This is a genomic window from Microbacterium sp. KNMS, assembly GCF_053851835.1.
Map to the genome: position 1 here is coordinate 46,200 of NZ_JBSQBP010000007.1, position 25,074 is coordinate 71,273.

The 25,074-nt window shown below is 72.7% G+C and carries 17 protein-coding genes; 7 read left to right on the forward strand and 10 right to left on the reverse strand.

Translation table 11 applies throughout. The features are described 5' to 3' along the window. Positions 1-67: 67 nt before the first annotated feature. The 7 genes from ACWXWW_RS06140 to ACWXWW_RS06170 form a co-directional block, all read right to left on the reverse strand. Positions 68-4,039, reverse strand: a complete 3,972-nt coding sequence (locus ACWXWW_RS06140) for a hypothetical protein (RefSeq protein WP_455969321.1) — start codon at positions 4,037-4,039, stop codon at positions 68-70. Between the two features lie 82 nt (positions 4,040-4,121). Beyond that, entirely contained in the window at positions 4,122-5,138 is a 1,017-nt protein-coding gene (locus ACWXWW_RS06145) for a hydroxyacid dehydrogenase (RefSeq protein ID WP_455969322.1), read from the reverse strand. Between the two features lie 27 nt (positions 5,139-5,165). Further along, positions 5,166-5,828, reverse strand: coding sequence for a ferredoxin-NADPH reductase (locus ACWXWW_RS06150; RefSeq protein ID WP_455969323.1), 663 nt, complete (start codon positions 5,826-5,828; stop codon positions 5,166-5,168). A gap of 2 nt (positions 5,829-5,830) precedes the next feature. Continuing rightward, on the reverse strand, positions 5,831-6,745 hold the full coding sequence (locus tag ACWXWW_RS06155) for a carbohydrate ABC transporter permease (protein ID WP_271172910.1): 915 nt from the start codon (positions 6,743-6,745) through the stop codon (positions 5,831-5,833). Beyond that, on the reverse strand, positions 6,745-7,659 hold the full coding sequence (locus tag ACWXWW_RS06160; RefSeq protein ID WP_455969324.1) for a carbohydrate ABC transporter permease: 915 nt from the start codon (positions 7,657-7,659) through the stop codon (positions 6,745-6,747). The genes ACWXWW_RS06155 and ACWXWW_RS06160 overlap by 1 nt, the downstream gene beginning before the upstream one ends. A 284-nt stretch (positions 7,660-7,943) precedes the next feature. Then, on the reverse strand, positions 7,944-9,242 hold the full coding sequence (locus tag ACWXWW_RS06165) for an extracellular solute-binding protein (protein WP_455969325.1): 1,299 nt from the start codon (positions 9,240-9,242) through the stop codon (positions 7,944-7,946). 44 nt (positions 9,243-9,286) lie between these two features. Then, the gene (locus tag ACWXWW_RS06170) at positions 9,287-11,242 is read right to left on the reverse strand and encodes a DUF2264 domain-containing protein (RefSeq protein ID WP_455969326.1); all 1,956 of its coding nucleotides are present in this window, start codon (positions 11,240-11,242) and stop codon (positions 9,287-9,289) included. A gap of 143 nt (positions 11,243-11,385) precedes the next feature. On the opposite strand from ACWXWW_RS06170, the gene ACWXWW_RS06175 reads away from it, so the two are divergent. Both ACWXWW_RS06175 and ACWXWW_RS06180 read left to right on the forward strand, forming a co-directional pair. Continuing rightward, complete coding sequence (locus ACWXWW_RS06175) at positions 11,386-13,284, forward strand: heparinase II/III domain-containing protein (protein WP_455969327.1); 1,899 nt, start codon at positions 11,386-11,388, stop codon at positions 13,282-13,284. Further along, positions 13,281-14,372, forward strand: coding sequence for a substrate-binding domain-containing protein (locus ACWXWW_RS06180; protein ID WP_455969328.1), 1,092 nt, complete (start codon positions 13,281-13,283; stop codon positions 14,370-14,372). Before ACWXWW_RS06175 ends, ACWXWW_RS06180 begins: the two co-directional genes overlap by 4 nt. A gap of 33 nt (positions 14,373-14,405) precedes the next feature. Here the strand turns inward: ACWXWW_RS06180 and ACWXWW_RS06185 are convergent, their stop codons facing one another. Together ACWXWW_RS06185 and ACWXWW_RS06190 are read right to left on the reverse strand one after the other, a co-directional pair. Further along, the gene (locus ACWXWW_RS06185) at positions 14,406-15,248 is read right to left on the reverse strand and encodes a TIGR03620 family F420-dependent LLM class oxidoreductase (protein WP_455969329.1); all 843 of its coding nucleotides are present in this window, start codon (positions 15,246-15,248) and stop codon (positions 14,406-14,408) included. A 2-nt stretch (positions 15,249-15,250) separates the two neighbouring features. Continuing rightward, complete coding sequence (locus ACWXWW_RS06190; RefSeq protein ID WP_455969378.1) at positions 15,251-16,348, reverse strand: enoyl-CoA hydratase/isomerase family protein; 1,098 nt, start codon at positions 16,346-16,348, stop codon at positions 15,251-15,253. 138 nt (positions 16,349-16,486) lie between these two features. On the opposite strand from ACWXWW_RS06190, the gene ACWXWW_RS06195 reads away from it, so the two are divergent. Then, positions 16,487-18,862, forward strand: a complete 2,376-nt coding sequence (locus ACWXWW_RS06195) for an ATP-binding cassette domain-containing protein (protein ID WP_455969330.1) — start codon at positions 16,487-16,489, stop codon at positions 18,860-18,862. 16 nt (positions 18,863-18,878) lie between these two features. Here ACWXWW_RS06195 and ACWXWW_RS06200 read toward each other — a convergent pair whose 3' ends face one another. Further along, positions 18,879-19,328, reverse strand: coding sequence for a hypothetical protein (locus ACWXWW_RS06200; protein WP_455969331.1), 450 nt, complete (start codon positions 19,326-19,328; stop codon positions 18,879-18,881). 115 nt (positions 19,329-19,443) lie between these two features. Here ACWXWW_RS06200 and cofG point away from each other — a divergent pair, with 115 nt between their 5' ends. The 4 genes from cofG to cofC are packed head-to-tail and all read left to right on the forward strand — an operon-like array spanning position 19,444 to position 25,053. Beyond that, positions 19,444-21,855, forward strand: a complete 2,412-nt coding sequence (gene cofG, locus ACWXWW_RS06205; RefSeq protein WP_455969332.1) for a 7,8-didemethyl-8-hydroxy-5-deazariboflavin synthase CofG — start codon at positions 19,444-19,446, stop codon at positions 21,853-21,855. Beyond that, the gene (locus ACWXWW_RS06210; protein ID WP_455969333.1) at positions 21,852-23,399 is read left to right on the forward strand and encodes a flavin-containing monooxygenase; all 1,548 of its coding nucleotides are present in this window, start codon (positions 21,852-21,854) and stop codon (positions 23,397-23,399) included. Before cofG ends, ACWXWW_RS06210 begins: the two co-directional genes overlap by 4 nt. Next, entirely contained in the window at positions 23,396-24,409 is a 1,014-nt protein-coding gene (gene fgd / locus ACWXWW_RS06215) for a glucose-6-phosphate dehydrogenase (coenzyme-F420) (RefSeq protein WP_455969334.1), read from the forward strand. The genes ACWXWW_RS06210 and fgd overlap by 4 nt, the downstream gene beginning before the upstream one ends. Then, positions 24,406-25,053, forward strand: a complete 648-nt coding sequence (gene cofC / locus ACWXWW_RS06220; protein ID WP_455969335.1) for a 2-phospho-L-lactate guanylyltransferase — start codon at positions 24,406-24,408, stop codon at positions 25,051-25,053. Before fgd ends, cofC begins: the two co-directional genes overlap by 4 nt. Positions 25,054-25,074: the final 21 nt, after the last annotated feature.

The following is a 25,074-nucleotide window of genomic DNA, read 5'->3' on the forward strand; positions in this document are numbered from 1 at the left end:
GTTCCCGCCCCTCGATCCGCTCGGATCTCCTGCGCTGTGTCCCGCTGTCGCGCGGGTCCGCCTCGCCTCAGCCGCAGGAGAGCGGGCCGTATGCGGCGGTGAGCGTCTCCGTCACCGCCTCGCCGTCGATCTCGCCGGTGATCTCGACCGACGCCTCGCCCTCGGGCACCGACGCCTCGCGGGTCGAGAAGCTCGCCGACCGCTTCTTCTCCGCGTCGACCTGCAGGGTCTTCGCCCCGAACGGCGTGGTGATCTCGAACGACCCGTCCGCGACGGCGCCGTTTCGGACCTCGACGACCGCGACGGCCTTGCCTCCGACGCACCGCAGCGACGCAGTCGCCGACGCCTCGAACGAGGGCTCGTCCGCCTGTGCGACCGCGAGCCAGCTGATCACGGGGTCCTGCGAACCGGTCTTCCGCACGGTGTAGGTGACGGTCGTCGGCTCGGTCAGCGTGAACGTCACGTCGCTCGTCGCCCGCGTCGTGCTGCTCGAGAGGGAGACCGGCGCACCGGCGACGGTGTGCGTCCCCGTCGAGTCCGTGAACGACACCTCGGTCGCCATGGGGCGGTTCTGCCCCCACCACTCCGCGAACCCGGCCGTCAGGGTGTACTCGCCGGCATCGAGAGGCAGCCGGTAGCGCACCGTCTTGCCCGCGCCCGCCCACAGACCGGTGGAGAAGATGTCGTTCACATCCGTCCCGCCCTTCACGTTGAGCCCGTCGTTGACGAAGCCCCACGAGGCCGCGTCGGCCGAGGTCCGGTCGACGGCGTCGTTCGCGAGATCGAACGTGCGCGACACCGCATCGAACGCGGGTGACGCCTGGCCGCTCGGCACGCCCGAGTCGATGAAGTACCGGATGCCGTCGGGCACGACCTGGAAGCGGGCGGAGATCTGCTGCTTCCGGCCGTCGGCGATCGGCTCGGTCGTCCAGCCGAGCACGGTCACCGCCGCGTAGGGCTGACGCTCGGCCTCGTCGCTCCCTGGCGCCCACTGCACCGCACGCTCGACGCCGTCGATGACGACGGATGCCGGGAGGTCGCCGCCGACCGAGACAGCGCCGGCCAGGCCGAGATCACGCACGTCGTCCGTCACATCCGCGGGCCGCAGCCCGTTGGCCGCGGACTCCAGCCGCGCGGCGAGCTGGGCGGCGCCGATCGCGTCGAGACCGGCCTGGCCGTCGACCGCCGCCTCGGCTGCCGCACGCGCGGCGGCGAAAGCGGCCCACGAGGTCTCCGAGTAGTCCCCCTGCTCGTAGCCGGCGGTGTCGTCGAGTGCGTCGCGGATCTCGTCGGCGTCGACGGTTCCGTCGACGACGCCCGAGATGACGGAGTAGCCGTCGATGACGACCGTTCCCGAGACCACCTCGATCGCGACCGTGTGCTCGCCGTCGGGCAGGCCGCGCAGGGAGTACGCCGCCTCGCGCTTCGAGGTCGCGCGCAGCGTCGCGCCCTCGACGGGCTGCCCGTCGACCGAGACGCGGATGCGCGCACCCGCGGCGTTCCCGCCGATGAGGTCGACGCCCGTGCCCGAGAACGCGATCGTCGCCGTCGCGCCCGCAGCCGACGTGGTCGACGTCGAGCGGTACCAGTCGTCGGCGCTGCCGGCGGTGGCCTTGTGCGCCCACGCCCCGGTGTACGCCACGCGGGAGTCCATGTTGTCGACGAGCTCCGAGGCGTACGCGGTGTAGCCGTCGACCTTCTCCACGCGCAGGTCGTCGAACGCGACCTCGTGGAACTCCGTGCCGAGGTTCACGCGCCCGGCGTACTCCGGGTTGGGGTCGGTCCAGGTCGCCACCTGCTCGCCGTCGACCCATGCCGTGATCTGCGCGCCCTTGGCCTCGATCGCGAGACCGTAGCCATCCGCTGCGGCGACCGAGCCGCTCGCGACCGTCGTGTCGTGGCGCGCGAGCGTCCACGCGCCCGCCTTCGTGACGCGGATGCTGTACGCGGCGTCGCCCGCGCCCATCCCCTTCTGCTGCCGCACGCCCAGGCGCGCGAGCCCGCCCGCCTCGTCGACGAACGACACGTCGACGGACGCCCGGTAGTTCTGCCAGCGGAAGTCGCCGACGAGCGTGTTCGGCTGGCGCACGTTCCATGCGCGCGTGTCCTTCATGGACTGATCCATCCGCTGGAAGAGCACGCGGTCTCCGGTGCCGTCGTCGCCGACCTCCCACGCCCCGGTCTGGTCGACCATGTAGCGGGGCTGGTGGCCGCGCGAGGTCAGGTAGTCCTGCTCCTCCGTCCGCGCGCCGTTGTCGACGCCGACGCGCACCGGTCCCTCCTCGTCGTACTCGAAGTCGTCGGCGTAGAGCACCTCGTCCGATGCGTCGAGAGCGCCGCCGGTCTCGTCGGTGTCGAGCACGGCGCGCTCGGCCTGCTCCGGAAGGCGCTCGGCGAGGTCGGCGTCGCCCGAGCGATCGAGCGTCGTGAAGGTGATGATCGACCGCGGCGCGACCGTGAAGGTGTACGAGCCGTCGGACGCGGGCTGCAGCTCCTGGGCGAGGTGCAGCATGTTCGCGTCGTAGGCCTCGCCGGCGTCGGCTGCGCGGGTCTCCCACAGCTCCGCCGTGAGGTCGTCGCCGAGTGCGAGGGCGGATGGCGCGATGCGGTAGGTCTTCGTCTGGTCGCTGTCGTTCACGACCACGGTCGAGAAGTCCGAGGCGTCGGGCGCCGCGAGCGTCATGTAGCTCGGCGCCCCGTTCGACCCGTCGAGGTTCTCCGTGCCCAGGACGCCGCTCGCGCTCGCCTCGGGGATGGTCCGCCAGATGCCGGCGGTGTTGTCGGCGTTCTCCCACCCGGTCTTCGCGAACGACGTGAAGTGGCGCATCACGTACGTCGCCGCGTCGTAGTGGATGGATCCCGACCACGGGTCGCGGGCGCTCAGCAGCTCCTTGTGGCTGTACTGCGCCCCCTCGTAGAACGAGCCGATCGCGGGCTGGAAGATGTAGTGCGTGCGCTTGGAGTTCGCGTACCCCTTGACGACGCGGTTCGCGAGATCGAGCGCGCTCTGCACGCCGCCGATCCCCGTCGACGCGCCGCCCGGGCCATCCGTGTTGTTCACGCGGTAGTCGGTGTAGCCGAACGAGCCCACGCCCTCCGAGTACCAGACCTCGCGATCCTCGCCCGTGGGCGTCTGTCCCGTCGCGAGCTTCGTGTACGGCTGGTAGGTGCTGCTCGTCGGGTCGCCGTCGAGCCGGTCGTCCGTGTTGTAGTGGTAGCCGACGGCGTCGACGATGTCGAACAGCTCGGGGTCGTCGAGCAGCGCGGGGCCGATCTTCTTCGTCTGGTTCTCGTCGGACGCGACGATCCGAATGGACCGGTAGGCCTCGCCGACGGCCTCCTGCTCGTCGGCGGGGATCCCGTAGCGGGGGTCGGCGAAGTCGGTGTCGTTCGCGACGCGGTCCGCGTACCACTTCACGAACGCGATGTCGGGGTTCGTCGTCTCGTTGGTGTCCGGGTTCACGTAGTCGACGATGAAGCCGTACTTCTCGTACGCGTCGAGGATGGTCTCCTTGTACCAGGTGTACATCTCGTCCTGGCCGGTGCCGGCGCTCCAGGCGGTCTGCACCCACTGCGGCATCGTCCAGCGCAGGATCGACACCTTCACGTCGGGGTTCACCGTCTTCGCGTCGGCGGCCAGCTGCCATCCGGGCGAGCGCGACGCGTCCGCGAGCTCGTCGGGAGTGCGCATCGTGGCGGCGTCCGCCCCCGTCGAGTTGTTCGTGTCGGAGCCCATCTCGATCTTCACGTGGCTGATCAGCGGGTACTCGCCGCCGAACAGCACATCGATGAGCTGCCAGTACGCCTCGGGGTGCTCGGCCTTGTAGTCCATGAGCAGGTTGCTCGTGGAGTTCGCGCTGAGCACGCCGAGCCCCTTGAAGGGCAGGCCCGCCGTGTTGTCGGGTCGGATGTCGCCGCCGTCGACGGCGATCTGAACGGTCTCGTCGGCCGCCTGGGCGGCGGGTGCGACGAGGGCGGATGCCGTGAGCGCGGCGAGCGCGACGGCGGCGGCTCCCGCGGTGCGGGCGGGTGAGGGCATGCGAAGACTCCTTCGTCTTGCGGATGGGGGTGTGCCCCTCGAGGCAGGTGTCTCTCGGGCGGAGCGCCTCAGGCGGAGTGCCTCAGGCGGCGATGACGAGCGATTCGAGCAGGACGGGGTGGGCGAGCGGCTCCCCCGCGGCGACGCGGCGGAGCTCGGCGATCTCGGTGTCGATCATGCGATCGACCTCGGTACCGACGGACCCGGCGATGTGCGGCGTGAGCAGCACGTTCGGGTGGTCGTAGAGCGGATGGTCCGGCCGGAGCGCCCACGGGACGGTCACGTCGAGCACCGCGTGGAGGTCTCCGACGAGGATCCGCTCGGTGAGCGCCTCCTGGTCGACGATCTCGCCGCGGGCCGTGTTGATGAACGTCGCGCCGGAGCGCATCGACGCGATGAGCGGGGCGGAGATGAGACCGCGCGTCGACGGCAGCGAGGGCGCGTGCACCGACACGACATCGCTCTCGGCGCACAGCTCGGCGAGCGTGACCGGCCGCGCGCCGAGCGCGGTCACCGCGTCGTCGGACAGCGTGGGGTCGAACAGGAGCACGTCGAGGTCGAACGGGCGCAGGAGCTCGACGACGCGGCGGCCGATGCGCGACGCGCCGACGATGCCGACGACGCGCCGGTAGTTGCCGACGACGCCGAGCCCGGCCTGGTCGATGAGCTCGCGGCGCTCGCGGTACTCGCGCGCGATCTGCACGATGCGCTTGTTCGACATGAGGATGGCCGCGAGGGTGAACTCGGCGACGGGCACGGCGTTCGCATCGACGGCCGAGCTCACCTGGATGCCGCGCTCCCACACGACCGGGTCGAGCTGGTCCTTCACGGATCCGGCGACGTGCAGGATCCAGCGCAGCCGAGGCGCGCGATCGAGCACGGCCGCGTCGACGCGCGGCGTGCGCCAGCCGGTGATGAGCACGTCGGCCTCGGCGAGTGCGGCGAGCGCCTCGGGGGTGTCGAACGCGTCGACGGTCGCGAGCAGCTCGCCGTGGGCGGCCAGCTCCCGAGCGAGGTGCGTCTCGGACTCGGGGGCGAACGCGCCGGAGCCGACGGCGCTCACGATGCGCGGGCGGATGGCGATGGCGGGCGGGTTCATGGTGGTCCTTCGGGAGAGAGGGGAGGGTCAGGACTCCGCGGGCGCGAGCACGGGCTGCAGGGTGTAGCGCCCGCCTGCCCACACCACGTAGAGGCACGCGGCTGCCGTGAGCCCGATCCCGAGCGCGGGCGCGGCGACGACGACCGCTGCCTGCACGGCGACGACGGCGAACGAGGCGACGGTGAGCGGCCAGCGCCGCACGGCGAGCACGAGGCCCGCGCGCAGCACGTCGCGCAGCCGCGCGTCCGGATCCTCCGCGACCGCGACCATCCCGACCATCCCCATCGCGATCGCGAGCAGGGCGACGACGATGAGCAGCGGGGCGACGACCGCGCCGGCGCCGGTCGGCACGAGCACGAACACGTCGACGAGGGCGACGGTCACGACGGCGCCGACGAGCGCGGAGAGCGCGAGGGCGCGTCGCCAGGTCGCGCGCAGCGAACGGGCGAAGGCGCGCAGGACGCCGGTCTCGCCGTCGGCGTGCGCCCGGAACGTGCCGAACGCGGCGGCGACGCCGGGCCCCGCGAGCACCGCGGCGAGCGCGAGAGCGGGCCACGAGAGGGAGGGGTCGGTTGTCAGGAGCAGCGCGATGAACGGCAGAGCGACCGCGGCGAGCGCGAGGTTCACGCCGAGCGCGAGGTGCACGACGCCGAAGAGCGTCGCGTACACGCTGTGCGGGACGCGCTTCATGATCAGCCCTTCATGCCGCTCGTCGCGATGCCCTCGACGAAGAACCGCTGGCCGAGGAGGAAGACGATCGCGATCGGCAGGATCGAGATCACGAGGCCCGCGAAGAGCACGCCGTAGTCCACGTCGTAGAGGCTCGAGACGAAGTTCTTGAGACCCAGCTGCATCGTCCACAGGCTCGGGTCGCGCAGGTAGATGAGCGGTCCGAGGTAGTCGTTCCACGTGTTCACGAAGGTGAGGAGCGACAGGCTCGCGATCGCCGGCACCGACAGCGGGAGCATGATCCGACGCCAGATGCCGTACTCGCTGAGCCCGTCGAGGCGCGCCGCCTCGGACAGGTCCTCGGGGACGGTCTCGTAGAACTGCTTCATGAGGAACACGCCGAACGCGCCGAACGCCTGGAGCAGGATGATCGACCACAGCGTGTTCGCGAGGCCCGCGTCCGACAGCAGGATGAACTGCGGGATCATGTACGACTGCCACGGGACGGCGATCGTCGCGACGTAGAGGAGGAACAGCGCGTCGCGGCCGGGGAAGCGGATCCGGGAGAACCCGTACGCCGCGAACGAGCCGGTCAGCACCTGCAGGGCCGTGACCGTGACCGAGAGGACGAGCGTGTTGCGGATCCACGTGACGATGTCGGAGCGCGTCCAGATCTCCACGTAGTTGTCCCACACGAACACCTCGGGGATCCAGCGGATCGGCACCGAGAAGACCGCGTTGGCCTCCTTGAGCGAGCTCATGATCATCCAGAAGAACGGAGTGAGCATGGCGGCCGCCGCCGCGATGAGCGCGACGTAGAGGAGCGCGCGGGCGATCGGGTGCGCCTTCCCTCCAGCGCCGCGAGGGCGGGGCTTCGGGTCGATCGAGAGCCGGCGACGGGTCGGCTCGGGGGCGACGAGGGTCATCGTCTCGCTCATCACGAGTCCTTCCGCTTGTTCCACAGGAACTGCGCGATCGTCACGACGATGCACAGGAGGAAGAGCACGACGGCCGCGGCGGACGCGTAGCCGAACTGGTTCTCCTCGAAGCCCTTGCGGTAGATGAACTGCGAGATCACGGTCGTCGACTGGCCGGGGCCGCCGTTGGTGAGCACGAGGATGAGGTCGAAGATCTTGAACGAGTTGATCGTGAGCATGACCGTGACGAAGAACATCGTCGGCCGCAGCATCGGGATCGTGACGTTCCAGAACCGCTCGAAGACGTTCGCGCCATCCATCCGGGCCGCCTCGTGCAGCTCGCGCGGCACCGTCTGCAGCGCCGCGAGGAAGAGCACCATGTAGTAGCCCATGTCGCGCCACGTGCTGATGATCACGACCGCGGGCATCGCCCACTCGGCCGAGGTGAGCCATCCGGGCGGCTCGGCGATCCCGATGGAGCGGAGGATCTCGTTGATCGGGCCGTACTGCGGGCTGAACAGGAGGTTCCACACGAGCGCGATCGCGACGATCGACGTGATGTAGGGGAAGAACGCGGCGGTGCGGAAGAACGCGACGCCGCGCAGCTTGTTGTTGAGCAGGAGCGCGAGGCCCAGCGACACGACGATCGTGAGCGGGATGTGCAGGACCGAGTAGTACAGCGTGTTGACGAACGCGGTCCGGAAGCTCCCGTCGCCGAGCAGGCGCTGGAAGTTCTGCAGCCCGACGAACTGCGAAGATCCGAAGATGTTCCAGTTCGTGAGGGACATGTAGAACAGGACGACCACGGGCACGAGCGTGAGGACGGCGAACCCGAGGAAGTTCGGCAGGATGAAGCTCCACCCGATGAGGGTGTTGCGCATCCGCAGGCGGGATGGGCGACGCCGTGCAGGCGGCGCCGTCGCGGTGGTGGTCATGATGCTCCTAGGTCCTGGTCCTGATGTCTCACGCGCAGTGTCGTTCACTCCGGTCGTTGAGCGAGCGAGGAACGAGCGAGTCGAAACGCGGTGCCTCTTCTCGAGGTCGGCTTGCGACGTTTCGACTCGCTGCGCTCGCTCAACGACCGGGAAGCGGGTCGCTGCGCTCGCTGAGTGCTTCGACTCGCTGCGCTCGCTCAACGACCGGAAAGCGGGTCGCTGCGCTCGCTGAGTGCTTCGACTCGCTGCGCTCGCTCAACGACCGGAATGCGGCTCGCTGAGTGCTACTCGGTGCCGACCTCGTTGGCGACGCGCTCCTCGGCCTCTGCGATCGCGGCGTCGACGTCAGCCGAGCCGGACAGGATGGCCGAGTGCATGTCGGCGAGGATGTTCTGCACCGCGGCGGTCTTGCTCGACGTCGGGCTCTCGGCCTTCGTCTCGTGGGTCTGCACGGCGAACGCCGACAGCTCGTCCTGCGGAGCGCCCTCGACGCCGAAGTACGCCTCGACGACCGGGTCGGTCAGAAGCGCGGGCGAGATGCCGATGCCGGCGAGGGCCGTCGCGGCCTCCTCGCTCGCGGCGAAGGCGAGGAAGTCCTTCGCGATGTCGACCTTGCTCTGGTCGATGTTGGCGTTGATCGCGAGCCCCGTCGGGTCGCCGAACGTGACCGGTGTCGCGTCGGGACCGGTCGTGGCAGCGTCCTGCTGCGGGATCGGCGCGATGCCCCACTCGAAGTCGTCGGCCTCACCCGAGGCCTGCTGCGCGATGAGGGTCGCGACGAACCACGTGCCCATGGGCAGCATGGCGGCCTTCTGCTTGCCGAACTCGCCCTGGTAGGTGAGCTGGTTCGCCGTGACGGTGTTGTACGCCTCCTGGGCGCCGGCCTCCTGCAGCGCGAGGACGCGCTCGTAGTACGGGGCGAAGTAGTCGTAGTCGCCGCTCAGCAGGTCCGCTCCCTCGGTCTGCGCGGTCGCGAAGCCCTGCACGGTCGACTGCCAGCCGTGCTGGTACGCGCCCTTCGCGGTCGATCCCGCCTCGCCGAGCTTGGTCGTGAGCTCCTCGGCGGCCGCCTCGTAGTCGTCCCAGGTCCACGATCCGTCGGGCTGGGCGACGCCGGCCTCGTCGAAGAGCGCCTTGTTGTAGAAGAGGACCCACGAGTCCTGGCGGTACGGCACCGCGTACGCCGTGCCGTCGACCTCGTACGACGCGGCGCCGCCGATCCCCTCGGGCAGCTCGACGTCGGACACATCGAGCAGCTGCCCGCCCTCCTGGAAGGTCGTGACGTGCTTGACCTCCTTCTGGGTGATGATGTCGGGGCCCTTGCCCGCCGCGAGGTCGGCCGTCACGAGGGTGTTGTACTCGGCCGGGTCGTAGTCCACGATCTCGACCGTCACGTCGGGGTGGGCGTCCTCGAACAGGTCGGCGAGGAGCTGGAACTCGGGCGTCGTCTCGACGCTCCAGCCGGAGAGGGTCAGCGTGACCGGCCCGTCGGGATCGGCCGCCGGCGTGCCGCCGCCGCATCCGGCGAGGGCGATGGCCGAGGCCGCGAGGCCGGCCGATGCGGCGATGATGCGCTTCTTCATGGGAGTGCTGCTCCTTTGCTGCAGGATTTTCGGGTGTTCGGGGATCACCGCTGCGCGGGCTGCGCGAGGCGGAGGTCTGAGAGGGCCGTCGTCGTCTCGACGCCGTCGGGCCAGGTGATGTGCGCGCTGTCGCCGTCGAGACGGAGCTGCACGCGCGGCAGCTCCTCGGCGCCGGAGAGGGCGAGCTCGACCGCACGCCACTCGCCGACGACGACCGCGCTCTCGAGAACGGGGACGGCGGCGGTCTCGCCGAGCGGGCTCGCGTCGCGTCGCTGCTCGACCCGGGCGCTCGCGACGTGCCCGAGCGCCCGGATGGCGCTGGTCGCGCCCTCGACCGACGCGATCGCGATCGCGTCGGGTGCGGTCTCGACGCGCGCGTCGACCCGGGCGCCCGCGGCGGGCCATCCGCCCCAGCGCAGCCGCCATCCGGCGAGGCTGCTCTCGGGGTCGTCGACTCGCGCGAGGCGCACCTCGTGCGCGCCGCGGACGATCGACACGACCGACAGCCGCGCGACCGCCTCTGCCGTGCCGCGCAGGCCCGAGCCGTGCGCGACCTGGTCGGCATCGGCCGAGAAGGTGTGCGCGACCGCGGTCGATGCGCCGACGCCGACGCCGTCGCCCGCGCGCACCCCGTGGAAGGACATGCCGGCGCGGTGGGTCGCGGCGCCGGTCGGGTCGACGAGCGAGACGGACTGCTCGAGCGGCTCGCGCCATCCGCGCGCGTCGAGCAGCGGACTCGTGGCGGTCGAGTATCCGAGCCGCGCGTACAGCGGCGAGTCGGCGACGAGCGCCCCCTCGACCTCGTGGTCCGTGCCGTGGTTCGCGACGCGCACGATGCCGTCCCGGGCCGTGCCCGAGACGATCCACCCCGGCGCCGCGATCGCGCGCACGAAGTCGCCGCGCTCGACGGGGAGCGGCTCCGCGGGAGCGTCCCAGACCGGATGGTCGGCCGGGAGCATGATCCCGAGCAGGCCCTTGGCGGCCCAGTAGGGAGAGCCCGGCCCCGAGTACGACTGCGCGAGCTGACGCCATTCGCCGTGCCAGCCCATCGTCAGCACGCCGTGGTCGTCGGGGATGCCCCGGTCGGCGAAGTGCGACACGATCCGTGCGGCCGCATGACGCAGCGCGCCCGCGGAGACCGACGGCACGTCGGCGACGACGCCCGCCCAGAACGGCGCGGCCGCCGCGAAGCGGTAGATGAGGCTGCGGCCCTGGATGAGGGGCGAGCCGTCGGCGCCGACGAGGTGCAGGGCGTCCTGCAGGAAGCGGTCGAGCGACGCCCGGTCCGCCGCGATGCGGTCGCCGGCGAGATCGGCGGCGCCCGTCATGCGCGCCCAGAGCACGGGGTAGAGGTGCAGAGCCCAGCCGACGTAGTGGTCGTACGAGCGCGCCGCGCCGTCGGCCATCCATCCCTCGCCGCGCGCGAACGTGTCGTGCAGCGCGAGATCCGCGGCGATGTCGTCGGCAGACCAGGGGCCGCCCACCGAGCGCAGGAAGGTCTGCACGACGACGCGGAACCACAGCCAGTTGATCGGCGGATAGGTGTCGTCGCCGACCGCGGGAGCCAGGTAGTCGATCACGCGCTGCTGCGTGAGCGCGTCGAGGCGGTCCCAGATCCAGGGGCGGGTCAGGTCGAGGATGAGCGCGATCGACGCGGCCTCGACCTTCGCCTGCGCATGCTCCTCCATGCGCACCCAGCGGTCGGGCGCGTCGGGATCGACGCCCGCGCGGATGCCCTGCGAGAAGAAGTCGATGAGGTGGTCGACGCCGCGGCCGCGCTCTCCCGCGATGCGGAAGCCCGCGATGAGGAAGGTGCGCGCGAAGCCCTCGAGGCCGTCGACGTCGCGTCCGTAGCCGCCCTCGGCGCCGGGGATGAGGATGCGCCCGCGGCCGGCGGAGCCGTGCGCCATCGCGCCCTCCAGGAGGCGGTCGGCGTAGGCCGTCCAGTCGGCGCGCGTCCACTCGGACGAGTGCGCTGCGCGGGCGGGTGCGAATGCCACGGGTTCCCCTTCGAACGGCGTGCGGGCGGGCTGACGTTGAGGAGCGTATCAATCAGATTCGCTCTTGCAAACACACTCTTGAACGGGCATGATCGTTTCTGATCACTTCGGCGGATGTCGCCGAGGGCAGGAGGAGATCGACGATGACCCCTTTCCGTGGACCGCTCGCGGACGCGCTCGCGCGCGCAGCCGGCGTCGAGCTGGACGCCCTCGACCGGGCCCTCGCCGAGCGACTCGCCGAGCCCGACGCCGCTCTTCCGCCCGCCGATCTGCGGCACGCAGACCCCGCTGCCATCGCCGCCTTCCGCGCGCGGGCCGAGCGCGAGCTGCCGGAGCCCTGGCCGCAGCCGCGCGCGCACGACGCGGCCCGATTCCACGGCGACGGCGACCGCGTCGCCTGGGAGGCGCCCGCCTTCGCCCGCCAGGAGCGCCTCACGCGCGTCGCGGTCCTCGCGGGCGCCGGGGGCGAGGAGACGTGGCTCGACGAGACGCTCGACGGCGTCGTGATGCTCTGCGAGCAGAGCTCGTGGTGCTGGCCCGCGCACGATGACACGCGCGATCGGCACGGCGCCGTCCTGGCGACCGTGACCGATCCGTATGTCGATCTCGGCGCGGGCGAGGTCGTGTCGCAGCTCGCCTGGCTCGACCACGCGGTCGGCGAGCGGCTCGAGGCCCGCTTCCCCGGCATCCGGGCGCGCATGCGGCACGAGGCGCACGTGCGGATCTTCGAGCCGTTCCTCCGCCGCCGCGACTGGCGGTGGATCGGCCTCGACGGACACGTCCACAACTGGAACCCCTGGATCCACGGCAACGTGCTCGTCGCCGCGCTGCGGCTGCTCGACGCCCCCGAGCAGCGCGACGAGCGGGCGCGCGTCGTCGCCCTCGTCGTCGAGGGCCTCGACCGCTACGTCGCCGCGCTGCCCCTCGACGGCGCGATCGACGAGGGCTACGCCTACTGGTGGAACGGCGCGTGCCGCCTGCTCGAGGCGCTCGACGTGCTCGCGCACGCGACCGGCCTCGACGTGACCGGCGACATCCCGTCGCTGCGCGAGACGATCGCCTTCCCGCATCGCATGCACCTCGGCGGGCCGTGGTTCGTGAACGCCGCCGACGGGCAGGCGCGTCAGACCGGGCCGCAGCCGTGGCACGCGCTCCACCGCGCGGCGCGTCGCGTCGGCGACGACGCGGCGGCCGCCTTCGCCGCGCTCCACCGCGATCCGTCGCGCCCCGCCGTCGCCGAGCCGGAGGGCCTCGGCCGGGTGCTCCGCGGGCTGACCGATCCCGCGTGGCTCGCGGCCGGCCCGGGCTCCGATCCGCTGCCCGCGCGCGTGTGGCTCCCCTCGACCGAGATGCTCGTCGTCCGCGAGCGCGAGGGCGTGCCGCGCGGCCTGACCGTGGTCGGCAAGGGAGGGCACAACGCCGAGAGCCACAACCACGACGACGTCGGGAGCGTCATCGTCGCATCCGACGGAGTGCCCGTCCTCGTGGATGCGGGCCGGCCGACGTACGAGGCGCGGACGTTCAGCGACGCGCGGTACGAGCTCTGGCCCATGCAGAGCGCGTGGCACAGCGTCCCGTTCATCCGCGGGCGGGGGCAGTCGGAGGGGCGCGAGCGCGCGGCGCGCCTCGTCGACGTCGGCGACGCCGAGCTCGTCCTCGAGCTCGCGGACGCCTACGACGTGCCCGAGCTCGAGAGCTGGCGCCGCGCCATCCGCCTCGACCGCGCGCGACGCACGATCGCGATCGTCGACGCGTGGCGTCTCGCGCCCGGGGACGGCGCGACCGAGATCCGCCTGCTCGCGGCCGGCGACGTCAGCCTCGCGGCGGGCGCCGCGCGGATCGTCCCGCTCGACGGGGCGCGGCCCGTCGAGCTGTCGTGGGACCCCGCGGCCCCGGCACGGCTCGTCGAGCAGCCGCTCACCGACCCCATGCTCACCCATGTGTGGGGCGAGCGCCTCGTCCGCATCGACATCGACGTGTCGGGCCTCGCCGAGCTCACGGTCACCGTGCGCCAGGATGGATCGACCGAGGAGGGACGATGACCGATCAGAGCGCGCCGCTCGCGGCCTCGCGCCGCGACCTCATCCTCGACGCGCTGGCGCGCGCGGGCGCCGTCCGCGTGTCGCAGCTCACCGAGGACCTGGGCGTGGCTGCCGTGACGCTGCGCCGCGACCTCCAGCAGCTCGAGGAGGAGGGCCTGCTCATGCGCGTGCACGGCGGCGCCGTGCCGCCGCCCGGAGGCGTCGTCGCCCGGCGCCCCTCGCCCGACCGCGCGTCGGCCGCGAGCATCGGCGTGCTCGTGCCGTCGCTCGACTTCTACTGGCCGCAGGTCGTGCGCTCGCTCGAGGGCGCCGCCCGCGAGCGCGGCGCGTCGATCCTCCTGCGCGGCACCTCGTACGACATGCAGGACGAGCGCCCGGTCCTCGAGCGGATGGTCGAGGCGGGCGATCTCGCCGGGCTGGTCGTCGCGCCCAACACCGACACCGAGTACGCGCAGGACGTCATCGCGTGGCTCACCTCGTCGGGGATCCCGTTCGTGCTCGCCGAGCGCGAGGCGGTGTCGCGCCCCGACGGGGCACCGGTCGAGTCCGTCACGACCGACCACGCGCTCGGCGCGGTGCTCGCGGCGCGTCACCTCGCGCAGCTGGGCCACCGAAAGGTCGGCCTCCTCATCTCGCGCAACTCGCCGACCTCGCGCAAGATCATCGCCGGATGGACGGCCGCGTGCCGCGAGCTCGAGCTCACCCCCGCGGAGCACGTGGAGCGGATCCTGCCCGACCGGGGCGCCCCCGGCTTCTCGAAGGGCGTCGACGAGATGCTCGACAGCGTGCTGAAGGCCGGCGTGACGGCTCTGCTCGTCCACTCCGACCGCGAGGCCATGGCGATCGTCGACCTCGTGCTCTCGCGCGGCCTGTCGGTGCCGGGCGACCTCTCCGTCGTCGCCTACGACGACGAGTTCGCCGAGCTCTTCACGCCCGCCCTCACGGGCGTCGCTCCCCCTCGTGCGGCGATCGGGCGGGCGGCGCTCGAGCTCCTCTTCGCGCGCATCGCCGACCCGTCGCGCCCCGTGCATCGCGTGACGCTGAGCCCCGCGCTCAACGTGCGCGCGTCGACGGGCGCACCGGCGTAGCGCGGCCGGCTCCGCGTCGGCAGCGCGGTCGCGTCAGTGCCGCAGGGGCTCGAGGCCGAGCGCCGGCGCGAGCCGCTCGAGCGACCCGAGCGGGTCGTCTCCGAGCGGCTGCAGCGCCACGTGGTCGGCGCCCGCGCCGAGGTGCGTGCGCAGTGCGGCGGCCGCGGCCTCGGGGTCGGGGTTCGCCGCGACGGCGTCGATGAGCTCGTCTGACCCGCCGTCGGCGAAGTCCTCGTCTCTCGCGCCGAAGCGCTTGAGCGCGTCGACGTAGTTCGACAGCCGGAAGTAGCGCTCGAGGTAGGCCCTGGCGGTCGCGCGTGCGGTCTCGGCCGAGTCGGCGAGCGCGACCTTCATCTCCGGCGCGAGGAGCGCGTCTCCGAGCACCTCGCGCGCATGCGCGGTGTGCGCGGGGACGGTGAGGTACGGATGGGCGCCGAGCGTGCGCTCCGCGGCGAGCGCGAGCGTGCGGTCGCCGAGCGCCGCGAGCACGCGCTGATCGGGGCGGACGCCCTCCGCGTCGAGCACGTCGAGGTACGCGTTGAGCGCGGCGAGCGGCTTCTCACGGTGCGGCGTGGCCTCGCGGTGCCCCGAGCCGATGCCGAGGACGAGCCGACCGGGATGCGCGTCCTCGATCCGATGGAACGCTCGGGCCACGCTCTCGGCGTCGGCCTGCCAGATGTTGACGATGCCGGTCGCGACGATGATCGACGTCGTCGCGTCGAGGAGCTCCTCGACGATCACGAGGTCCTGCGCGGGCGACCCGCCCACCCACAGCGTTCCGTATCCGAGCTGCTCGACGCCCTGGGCGAAGGCGCCGTCGAGGCGCGCCGCGGGGCGCCACACGCCGTAGGAGCCGAACTCCGCCTTGTCGGTCATGCTCACCTCTCCAGGTCGGGGAACAGCATCCGCTCCGCGCGGTGCGCGAAGGCCGTGCCCACCGTGTCGGGGTGCACATCCGCCACCGTAGCCGGGTTCCAGCGCGGCTGCCGGTCCTTGTCGATCACCTGCGCCCTGATCCCCTCGACGAGGTCGGGCTGCGTCGCGAGGTACCAGCACATGAGGTGGTACTCCTGCTCGAGCGCGTGGCGCTGCGACGGCAGCGCGCGAGCCGAGCGGATGGCCCCGAGCGTGACGACGAGCGCGGTCGGCGAGCGCTCGTCGAGGGCCGCGAGGGCCGTGGCCGGCGACGGGTCCTCGTCGGCGGCGACGCCCTCCTCGACCAGCTGCTCGAGCCGCTCACGGATCTCGGGGAGCGTGTCGGCCGAGAAGGCGCGGTCGATCCACGGCTGCGCGCGCTGGATCCGGCTCGGCTCCGGCGTCTCGTCGAAGAGCATGACGAGCTCGGTCGGCGTGGCCGGGTCCGCGCGCATCTCGAGGGCGTCGACGACCGACGGGATGCGGTCGCTCGGGACGTAGTGGTCGGCGAAGCCGCAGTGGATGGCGTCGGCGGCGTCCATCGTGTCGCTCGTGAGCGCGAGGTACTCGCCGAGACGGCCTGGCGCGTGCGCGAGGAGCCACGATCCGCCGGCGTCGGGCGAGAATCCGATGCGCGTCTCGGGCATCGCGAGGCGCGAGCGCTCGGTCACGATGCGGACGTGCGCGTTGCCGGCGAGCCCGATCCCGCCGCCCATCGTGACGCCGTCGGCGATCGCGACGATGGGCTTGGGATACGCGGCGACCTCGGCGTCGACGCGGTACTCGACGCGGAAGAACGGCTCGGCGGCCGGCTCGCCGCCGTCGAGCATGCTCGCGTACAGGGCGCGGATGTCGCCGCCCGCCGAGAAGCCGCGGTCGCCGGCGCCCTCGAGCAGCACGATCGCGACATCCGGCTCATCCCGCCATCCGTCCAGGATCTCGCCCACGGCCTGGAGCATCTCGAGCGAGAGGGCGTTGATGGCCTCGGGGCGGTCGAGCGTGATGCGCCCCACCCCGCTCTGCATCTTCGCGGCGACTCTGGCCGAAGGCGTCGTGTCCATCACGCGTGCCACGTTACCCGGCGCGCGTCCCGGCCCCGGCCGCGGGGTGCCCACGCAGGGGTTTGCGCCGATGTGCCACGGTTCTCAGCGGGATTCCGACAAGATAGGGGGAACATGCATGCAGATGAAGGGGTCACCATGACCGACGGCAAGGTGCTCGAGTTCACGGGCGTCACGAAGACCTTCGACGGGATCGCCGCTGTCTCGGACTTCACCGCCCGCGTGGACCCCGGCTTCGTGACCGCGTTCCTCGGCCCCAACGGGGCGGGCAAGACGACGACGCTGCGGATCCTCCTCGGGCAGCTGCGCGCCAACGCGGGCACCGCGACGATCGGCGGCAAGACGTTCGCGCAGCTCTCCAGCCCGCGCCGCGTCGTGGGCTGGGTGTCGGAGTCGCCGACGTTCCGAGCGCGCCGCACGGCGGTCAAGCACCTGAGCACGGTCGCACGTCAGGCCGGTGTGCCCTCGTCGCGCGTGGCCGAGGTGCTCGCGCTCGTGGGCCTCTCCGAGGTCGCCGACATGCGCATCTCGGGCTACTCCCTCGGCATGACGCAGCGACTCGCGGTCGCGGAGGCGATGATCGGCGACCCCGGCGTGCTCGTCCTCGACGAGCCCGCGAACGGACTCGACCCCGAGGGCATCCGGTGGATGCGCCTCCTCATGCGCCGCCTCGCCGATGAGGGCCGCACGGTGCTCGTGTCATCGCACCTGCTCAGCGAGATCCAGCAGGTCGCGGATCGGCTCCTCGTCATCTCGAACGGCTCGCTCGTCTTCGCGGGTGCCATCGAGGACCTCGAGGACGCGTCGTCGCAGACGGTCGCGGTCGACTCGCTCGACCGCGCCGCGCTCTCGCGCGCCCTGCGCGACGCGGGCTACGAGGTCGAGCTGCTGCGCTCGGGCATCAACGTGCAGGGCGCCTCGGCCGCGGAGATCGGCGCGCTCGCCGCGCAGGCCGGTGTCGCGCTCACCACGCTGCAGCAGCGCAGCCCCAGCCTCGAGGACGTCTTCATCCAGCTCGTGAGCGGCGAGTACGTGCCGCCGATGACCGCGGCGCTGCCGCCGACGGCGGGTGCCGCGGACGGCGCGGTCGCGGATGTCTCGCGTGACGCGGACGCGGACGCGGATGTCTCAGGTGACGCGGACGCGGCGCCTGCGGATGTCTCGGATGTCGCAGCTGCGGATGTCTCGGATGGCGCGGCTGCGGATGTCTCAGATGAGGCGGACGCGACGACCGTGGACGCCGAGGCCGACCGCCGCGAGGACGCGGAGTCGAACTCCGAGGACGCGGGTCTCTCCCCCGCCGAGGTCGGCGTGACTGCGGCCTCGGGCGCCGCTGCCGGAGTCGGCGTGGACGCCATCGTGACGGACGCGACCGACGAGCAGCCGGCCGACGCCGACTCGGGGGAGACTGCCGACGCCGACGAAGCTCGCCAGGGCGCCGACGCCACCGGTGAGAACGCGGACGCCGCCGAGGAGGGCGAGGCGGACGCCGAAGACGCCGCACCCCAGGGCGCCGCGGACGCAGAGGGAGAGACGGCCTCCGACGAGACGATCTCCAACGAGACGGCCTCCGACGGGACGGCCTCCGACGGGACGGCCTCCGACGGGACGGCCTCCGACGAGACCGAGGACTACGCGCCGACGGAGTACGAGGCCGCCGGCGAGGAGGACGACGCCGAGGGCGAGGACGCGGCAGCGGAAGCGGAAGCGGAAGCGGAAGCGCTCGAGCACACCGCCCCCGAGGACGCGCCGATCGAGGACGCGCCGTTCGTCGCCGACGCGCCGGCGCCGGTGCCCACGTGGCACATCCCGGCCGCTCCTGCACCGACCACCGACGCCGACTTCGAGCGCGAGGTCGCCGAGGCCGACGCTTTCCTCCAGGCTCCGGCCATGGACGGCGACCCCGGCGCCGCGCACGCGTGGGACGACGAGGCTCCCGCAGCTCCCGAGCACGTCGCCGAGAGCCACGAGGACTGGACGCCCGAGGCCGACGACGCCGACGCCCCGGCCGATGCCTTCGCCGCCGATTCCGATCCGTCAGAGGCTCCCCACGACCGGCACGAGGGCGAGCAGGATGCTCCTCGCGACGACGCCGACAGCCCCGACGTGCTCGAGGAGCCCGATGCGGTCGTCGAGTTCGACGGTGGCGACGACGCCGAGGACGCCGAGGCGGCTCCGTTCGCGGGCGGCCTGCCGGGGTCGGCGCGTCTGGCGAACCTCCTGGCCGGTGGGGACGAGCCGGTCGGCGGCGCGGCCGCGTTCCTGGGCCATGACGCCGACGAGCACGAGCCGGGCGAGCCGACCATCGCCATCCCGACGATCGACCACCTTTCGACGGAGACCGTGGCCGTGCCGATGATCGGCGCCGAGGAGTCCACCGAGGAGGAGGACGCGGCCGTCGTCGAGGGCGAGAACGAGGAGGGCTTCTCGTTCGACGACATCCTGCGCGGAGCGGGCGTCGACCCGGTGACCTACGAGGGCACCGAGCAGCCCACCGAGGACGACGCCGACTGACGACGGCGCCGCCGGCTCAGATCGCGGGAGCGGGGCGCGGGGCGGGGCGCGGTGTGCGCTGCGGCTCCTTCGCAGGCTCCGCGCCGAGCTCGACGGCCTCGGCGGCCTCGTCGAGGTTGAGGCGCAGCGCGCGCGTGAACGCGAGGCCGTGACGTGTCGAGATGACGAGACGCTCGAACTCGCCCTCGCCATCCAGATCGATCACGACTCCGGGCAGACGGCGCCCGCGCACCGCGACGAAGTCGTCTCCGGTCTCCGTCCGCCACGTGCCGAGCGCGGTGAAGCCGGGCAGGAACGTGCCGCGGGCGCGCACGCCGCGCAGCCAGGTCCACGGGTCGTCCGTGAGCTGCACCTTGACGATCGACGAGCGCTCGACGCGGATGCTCGTGCGGCGGAACGCGAGGGCGCGCTCGGTGGCCGACAGCGAGATCTCGAGCTGCGCGTGATCGAGGAGCAGGGTGACCATGGCATCCATCCTGCCAGCGGACTCCTCCCGAGAGGCTGGTGAGTTCGCACAGCTTCGCCGCGGCCGCGCTGTCCGCGGCGGCGCCCGTCGCCGCGCACGGTGCGAGACTGGATCGGTGACCCTGCTCAGCGCGAACGCTCCGGCTCTCGCCGCCGCTCTGCGAAAGGCCGAGCGCGGGGAGCGCCTCGACGCCGACGACGCGCTCGCGCTCCTCGAGGCGACGGGCCCCGATGCCGAGTGCGTGTTCGATCTCGCCGCGCGCACGCGCGACGAGGGGCTCGCCCTCGCGGGCCGACCCGGTGTCGTGACGTACTCGCGCAAGGTGTTCATCCCCCTCACGACGCTGTGCCGCGACCGCTGCCACTACTGCGTCTTCGTCGACACCCCCGGCCAGCTGCTCAAGAAGGCGAAGCCCGCGTACATGTCGCCCGAGCAGGTGCTCGCCGTTGCCCGACAGGGGCAGGCGCTCGGCTGCAAGGAGGCGCTGCTCACGCTCGGCGATCGCCCCGAGGACCGGTGGCCCGAGGCGCGCGCCTGGCTCGACGAGCACGGCTACGCGTCGACCCTCGAGTACGTCGGCGCGATGGCCGAGCTGATCGTCGACGAGACGGGTCTCCTCCCCCACCTGAACCCGGGCGTGATGAGCCCCGACGAGCTCGCGGCGCTGCGCCCGTTCGCCCCCTCGATGGGAGTCATGCTCGAGACGACCTCGCGCGCGCTCTTCACGGAGCCGGGGCGCGTGCACCACGGCTCGCCCGACAAGGACCCCCTCGTCCGGCTCGAGCTGCTCGAGAACGCCGGCCGCGCCCGCATCCCCTTCACCTCGGGCATCCTCGTCGGGATCGGCGAGACGCTCCGCGACCGCGCGGAGTCGATGATCGCCCTCCGCGACGTGCACGAGCGACACGGGCACGTGCAGGAGGTCATCGTCCAGAACTTCCGCGCGAAGCCGCGGACCGCGATGCAGGACGCGCCCGACGCCGCCCTCCACGAGCATGCGATGGCCGTCGCTGTGACGCGGCTCGTCCTGGGGCCGCGCATGCGCGTGCAGGTGCCGCCGAACCTGTCCGACCCGCAGGAGTTCGCGCTTCTCCTCCGCGCGGGCGCCGACGACTGGGGCGGCGTCTCGCCGCTCACCGCCGACCACGTGAACCCCGAGCGCCCGTGGCCGCACCTCGACGATCTCGCGGCGCGCACGGCCGAGCTCGGCTTCACGCTGCGCGAGCGCCTCACGGCCCACCCCGAGTACGTGCACGCGGACCCCTGGGTCGACGCGGCCATCCGCGGTGCGACGCGCGCCCTCGCCGACGAGAGCGGGCTCGCGCGACGCGCGGCGGATGGCGGCATCGTGCGCCCCGAGGCGCGCTCGCCCCGAGCGGGACACGACGCAGGAGTTCCGCGCCCGCAGGAGCCGGGAGACCGCTCCCCCGATGCGGGCGCGGTCGAGACTCCTGCACTGTGGTCGCCCGGCGGCCTCATCGCCGCCGTCATCGAGCGTGCCGCGCAGGACCCCGGAGCGCTCGACGACGCGGAGTGGGAGCGCCTGCTCACCGCGACCGGCGACGAGCTCGAGGCCCTCGTGCAGACGGCCGACGACGTGCGCCGGTACACCGTCGGCGAGACCGTAAGCATCGTCGCGAACCGCAACATCGCCTCGACAGGCTTTCGCGCGCGAGGCGGCCGGGCGGATGACGAGTTCGACCTCCCGCTCCTCGAGGACGCCGCGCGCGACGCGGTCGACCTCGGTCTCACGGAGATCTGCGTGCAGGGCCTCCTCGCGCCGGGCGAGGAGCCAGAGGCCTACCTCGAGATCGCTCGCGCCGTGAAGCGCGCGGCCCCGGCCATCCATCTCCACGCCTTCCGCCCGCAGGATGTCGCCGACCTCGCCGACCGCGCGGGGCTCGGGGTCGACGGCGCTCTCGCCGCGCTGCGCGAGGCGGGAGTCGACACGGTGCCGGGAACGGGCGTCAAGATCCTGAGCGAGCGCGTGCGCGCCGAGGTCGCGCCCGGCGACCTCGAGATCGACCGCTGGATCGAGACCATCACGGCCGCCCACCGCGCGGGCTTCCGCTCGACATCCGTCCTGTTCTACGGGCACGTCGAGACCACCGCGGAGCGCATCGCCCACCTCCGCAGGATCCTGGCCATCCAGCGCGAGACCGGAGGGTTCTCCGAGTTCGTGCCGATCCCCATGCCGGGCTGGGGTCGGCCGCTCGTCGACGCCCGCAGCCCGCGTGATGAGCACCGTGCCATGGTCGCGGTGTCTCGCCTCATGCTGTCGGGCGCCATCGCGCACGTGCAGATCCCGTGGACGCGCCACGGCCTCGAGCTGTCGGCCGACCTCCTGCGCGCGGGCGGCGACGACCTCGGCGGAACGCTTCTCGACGGACGCGTCGCGCCTCGCGCGGGGGTCGAGGCCGGCATCGAGCTGCCGCTCGACACGGCGCGCGGCATCGCGAAGCGGCTGTTCCGGCCGTTCCGGCAGCGGACGACGACCTACGGAGACATCCAGCGGAGCGGCGAATGATCCGCGTCGGCACGCTCATCGTCGGCGCCGGCTTCGCAGGCCTCGCGGCCGCGCTCGCACTCCGGGCGCAGGGCGTCGACGACTTCGCGATCATCGAGCGCGCCGACGGGGTCGGCGGCACGTGGCGCGACAACACCTACCCCGGCGTCGCGTGCGACGTGCCCTCTCACCTGTACGGGCTCGCGAGCCATCCGTCGCCCGATTGGACGCGCATGTTCGCTCCCGGCGCGGAGATCCGGGAGTACCTCGAGCGGATCGCGCGCGATGAGGGGCTCGACGCGCGGATCCGCTTCGGCACCGCGCTGATCGATGCACGGTGGGATGGCGACGAGTGGGCCGTGCGCACCGGCCCGGGACACATCGCAGGACCTCCGAGCGGCTCCGCGCGCGGGAACCGGATTCCCGGTGCGGCGGGCCGAGAGGATCCTGCGTCGTGTCCCGAGGAGATCCGGGCGCGACATCTCGTCCTCGCGTGCGGGCGGCTCACCGAGCCGCGGATCCCGGACGTCGTGGAGCTCGAGACCTTCCCCGGCCCGCTCTTCCACTCCGCACGGTGGGACCACACCCAGGACGTCGCGGGGCGCCGGATCGCGGTCGTCGGCACGGGGGCGAGCGCGGTGCAGCTCGTGCCCGCCCTCGTCGATGCGGGCGCCGAGGTCGTGCTCTTCCAGCGCACGCCCGCGTGGATCGTCCCCAAGGGCGACCGGATGTACGGCCCCGAGGAGCGCGCCGCCCTGCGCGAGCCGTCGGCCGCCGCGCACCTGCGCGACGAGCTGCTCCGCGAGGGCGAGGCGCGCTTCGCGTCGCGCTCCGGCGACCGCGCGGCCGCCGCCGAAGCCGAGGCCGTCGCGCGCGCCCACCTCGCGTCGCAGGTCGCCGACCCGGCCCTGCGCGCCGCTCTCACCCCGGACTACGCGTTCGGCTGCAAGCGCGTGCTCCTGAGCGACGCGTTCTACCCGGCCGTCGCCTCGGATGCCGTGCGTCTCGTGCCATCTGCCCTGGCCGCCGTGGAGAACGGCGCGCTCGTCGCGGCCGACGGTACGCGGCACGCGGCCGACGCGGTCGTCCTCGCCACGGGCTTCGCCTCCACCCGCCAGCCCTACGCGCCCCTCGTGACCGGAGAGCACGGTCGATCCCTCGATGCGCACTGGTCCGACGGCATGCGCTCGGTCGGCTCGACCCTCGTGCACGGCTTCCCGAACCTCTTCATCCTCGGCGGGCCGAACGCGGCGCTCGGCCACAACTCGGCCGTGCTCATCCTCGAGGAGCAGGCCGCCTTCGCCGCGGCTCTCGTCGCCCGGGGACTCGACGTGCGCGTGAGCGCGCAGGACGAGGCCGCCTACACGCGGGAGATCGTCGAGCGCTCGACCGGGACCCCGTGGGTGTCGGGCGGCTGCGAGAGCTGGTACGTCGACTCCCGCAGCGGCCGGCTCACGCTCCTCTGGCCGGGGACCGTCGCCGCCTTCCGCGAGCGTCTCGCGCGCGTCGCGCGCGACCTGCTCGAGCCATCCGCCGTCCTCACCTCCGAAGGAGCCCTGCCATGACCATCCCCTTCCGGTTCGGCTACAAGGCCTCGTCCGAGCAGTTCGGGCCGCGCGAGCTGCTCGACTACGCGATCCTCGCCGAGGAGGTCGGGTTCGACTCGGTGTTCCTCAGCGACCACCTTCAGCCGTGGATGCACGAGGGAGGGCACGCTCCCGCCGCGCTGCCCTGGCTCGGCGCCGCGGCCGAGCGCACCTCGCGCGTGCTGCTCGGCACGTCGGTGCTCACGCCGACCTTCCGCTACCACCCGGGCGTCGTGGCCCAGGCGTTCGGCACCCTCGGCGCCATGCACCCCGGGCGGATGATCCTCGGCGTGGGCACCGGCGAGGCGCTCAACGAGGTCACTCTCGGCCTCGACTGGCCCGAGTCGCCCGAGCGGTTCCAGCGCATGAAGGAGGCGATCACGCTCATCCGCCGGCTGTGGACCGACGATCGCGTGACCTTCGACGGCACGTACTACTCGGTGCGCAACGCCACGATCTACGACCGCCCGGACGAGCTCATGCCCATCTACATCGGCGCCTCGGGCCCCGCGGCGACGCGGCTCGCCGGTCGGATCGCCGACGGCTACATCACGACGAGCGGCAAGGCTCCCGAGCTGTACCGTGAGAAGCTCCTGCCGGCATTCGACGAGGGGCTCGCCAAGGCGGGCCGCGACCGGTCCGACGTCGACACGCTTCTCGAGGTCAAGGTCTCCTTCCGCCACGACCGCGCCCAGGCGCTCGAGAACACGCGCTTCTGGGCCCCGCTGGCCCTGAGCCCCGAGGAGAAGATGGGCGTGGACGACCCGCTCGAGATGCAGCGCCTCGCCGAGCAGCTGCCCACCGAGCGCGCCGCCTCGCGATTCATCGTGTCGGACGACGTCGACGAGCACCTCGCGGCGATCCGCACCTGGATCGACCTGGGCTTCCGGCACCTCGTCTTCCACGACCCCGGTCACGACCAGGAGACCTTCCTGCGCCTCTACGGCGAGGAGGTGCTGCCTCGGCTCCGCGCCGAGTACGGGGCGTGAACGGCGACGCGGGCTTCGCCTGGCACGTCGTCATCCCCGTGAAGCCGCCCGCACGGGGGAAGTCGCGGCTCGAGGCGCCCGGCGTCGATCGCGCGGCGCTCGCCGACGCGATCGCGCGTGACACGGTCGACGCGGTCGCGCGCGCCTCGCGGGTCGCCGAGGTCGTCGTTGTCACGGCGGCCTCCGGATGGCCGGAGGGCCTCGCAGACAGCACACCCGCGCGCGCACGGCCATCCGCCCCCATCCGCATCGTCCGCGAGTCCGAGCCCGCGGGGCTGAACGCCGCCATCCGCCGCGGGCTCGCGACGATCGACCGCGTCCTCCCGCGGGCGGTGCTCCTGGGCGACCTGCCCGCGCTCCGACCGGCAGACCTCGATGCCGCGCTCGCGCTCGCCGGCGCGGCGCGGCTCGGGCTCGTCGCGGACGCCGAGGGCACGGGATCCACCCTCATCACGGCGCGCGCGGGCACCGCACTCGTGCCGGCCTTCGGAGCGGACTCGGCCGCGGCGCACCGGGCGGCGGGGCACGTCGACCTCGGGGTGGCGCAGGAATCGACGCTGCGCCGCGACGTCGACACCGTCGAGCAGCTGCGCGCCGCCGCCGCACTCGGCCTCGGCTCGCGGACCGCGACGCTGCTGGGCTGAACAGCGTCGCGCCGCCGCGGT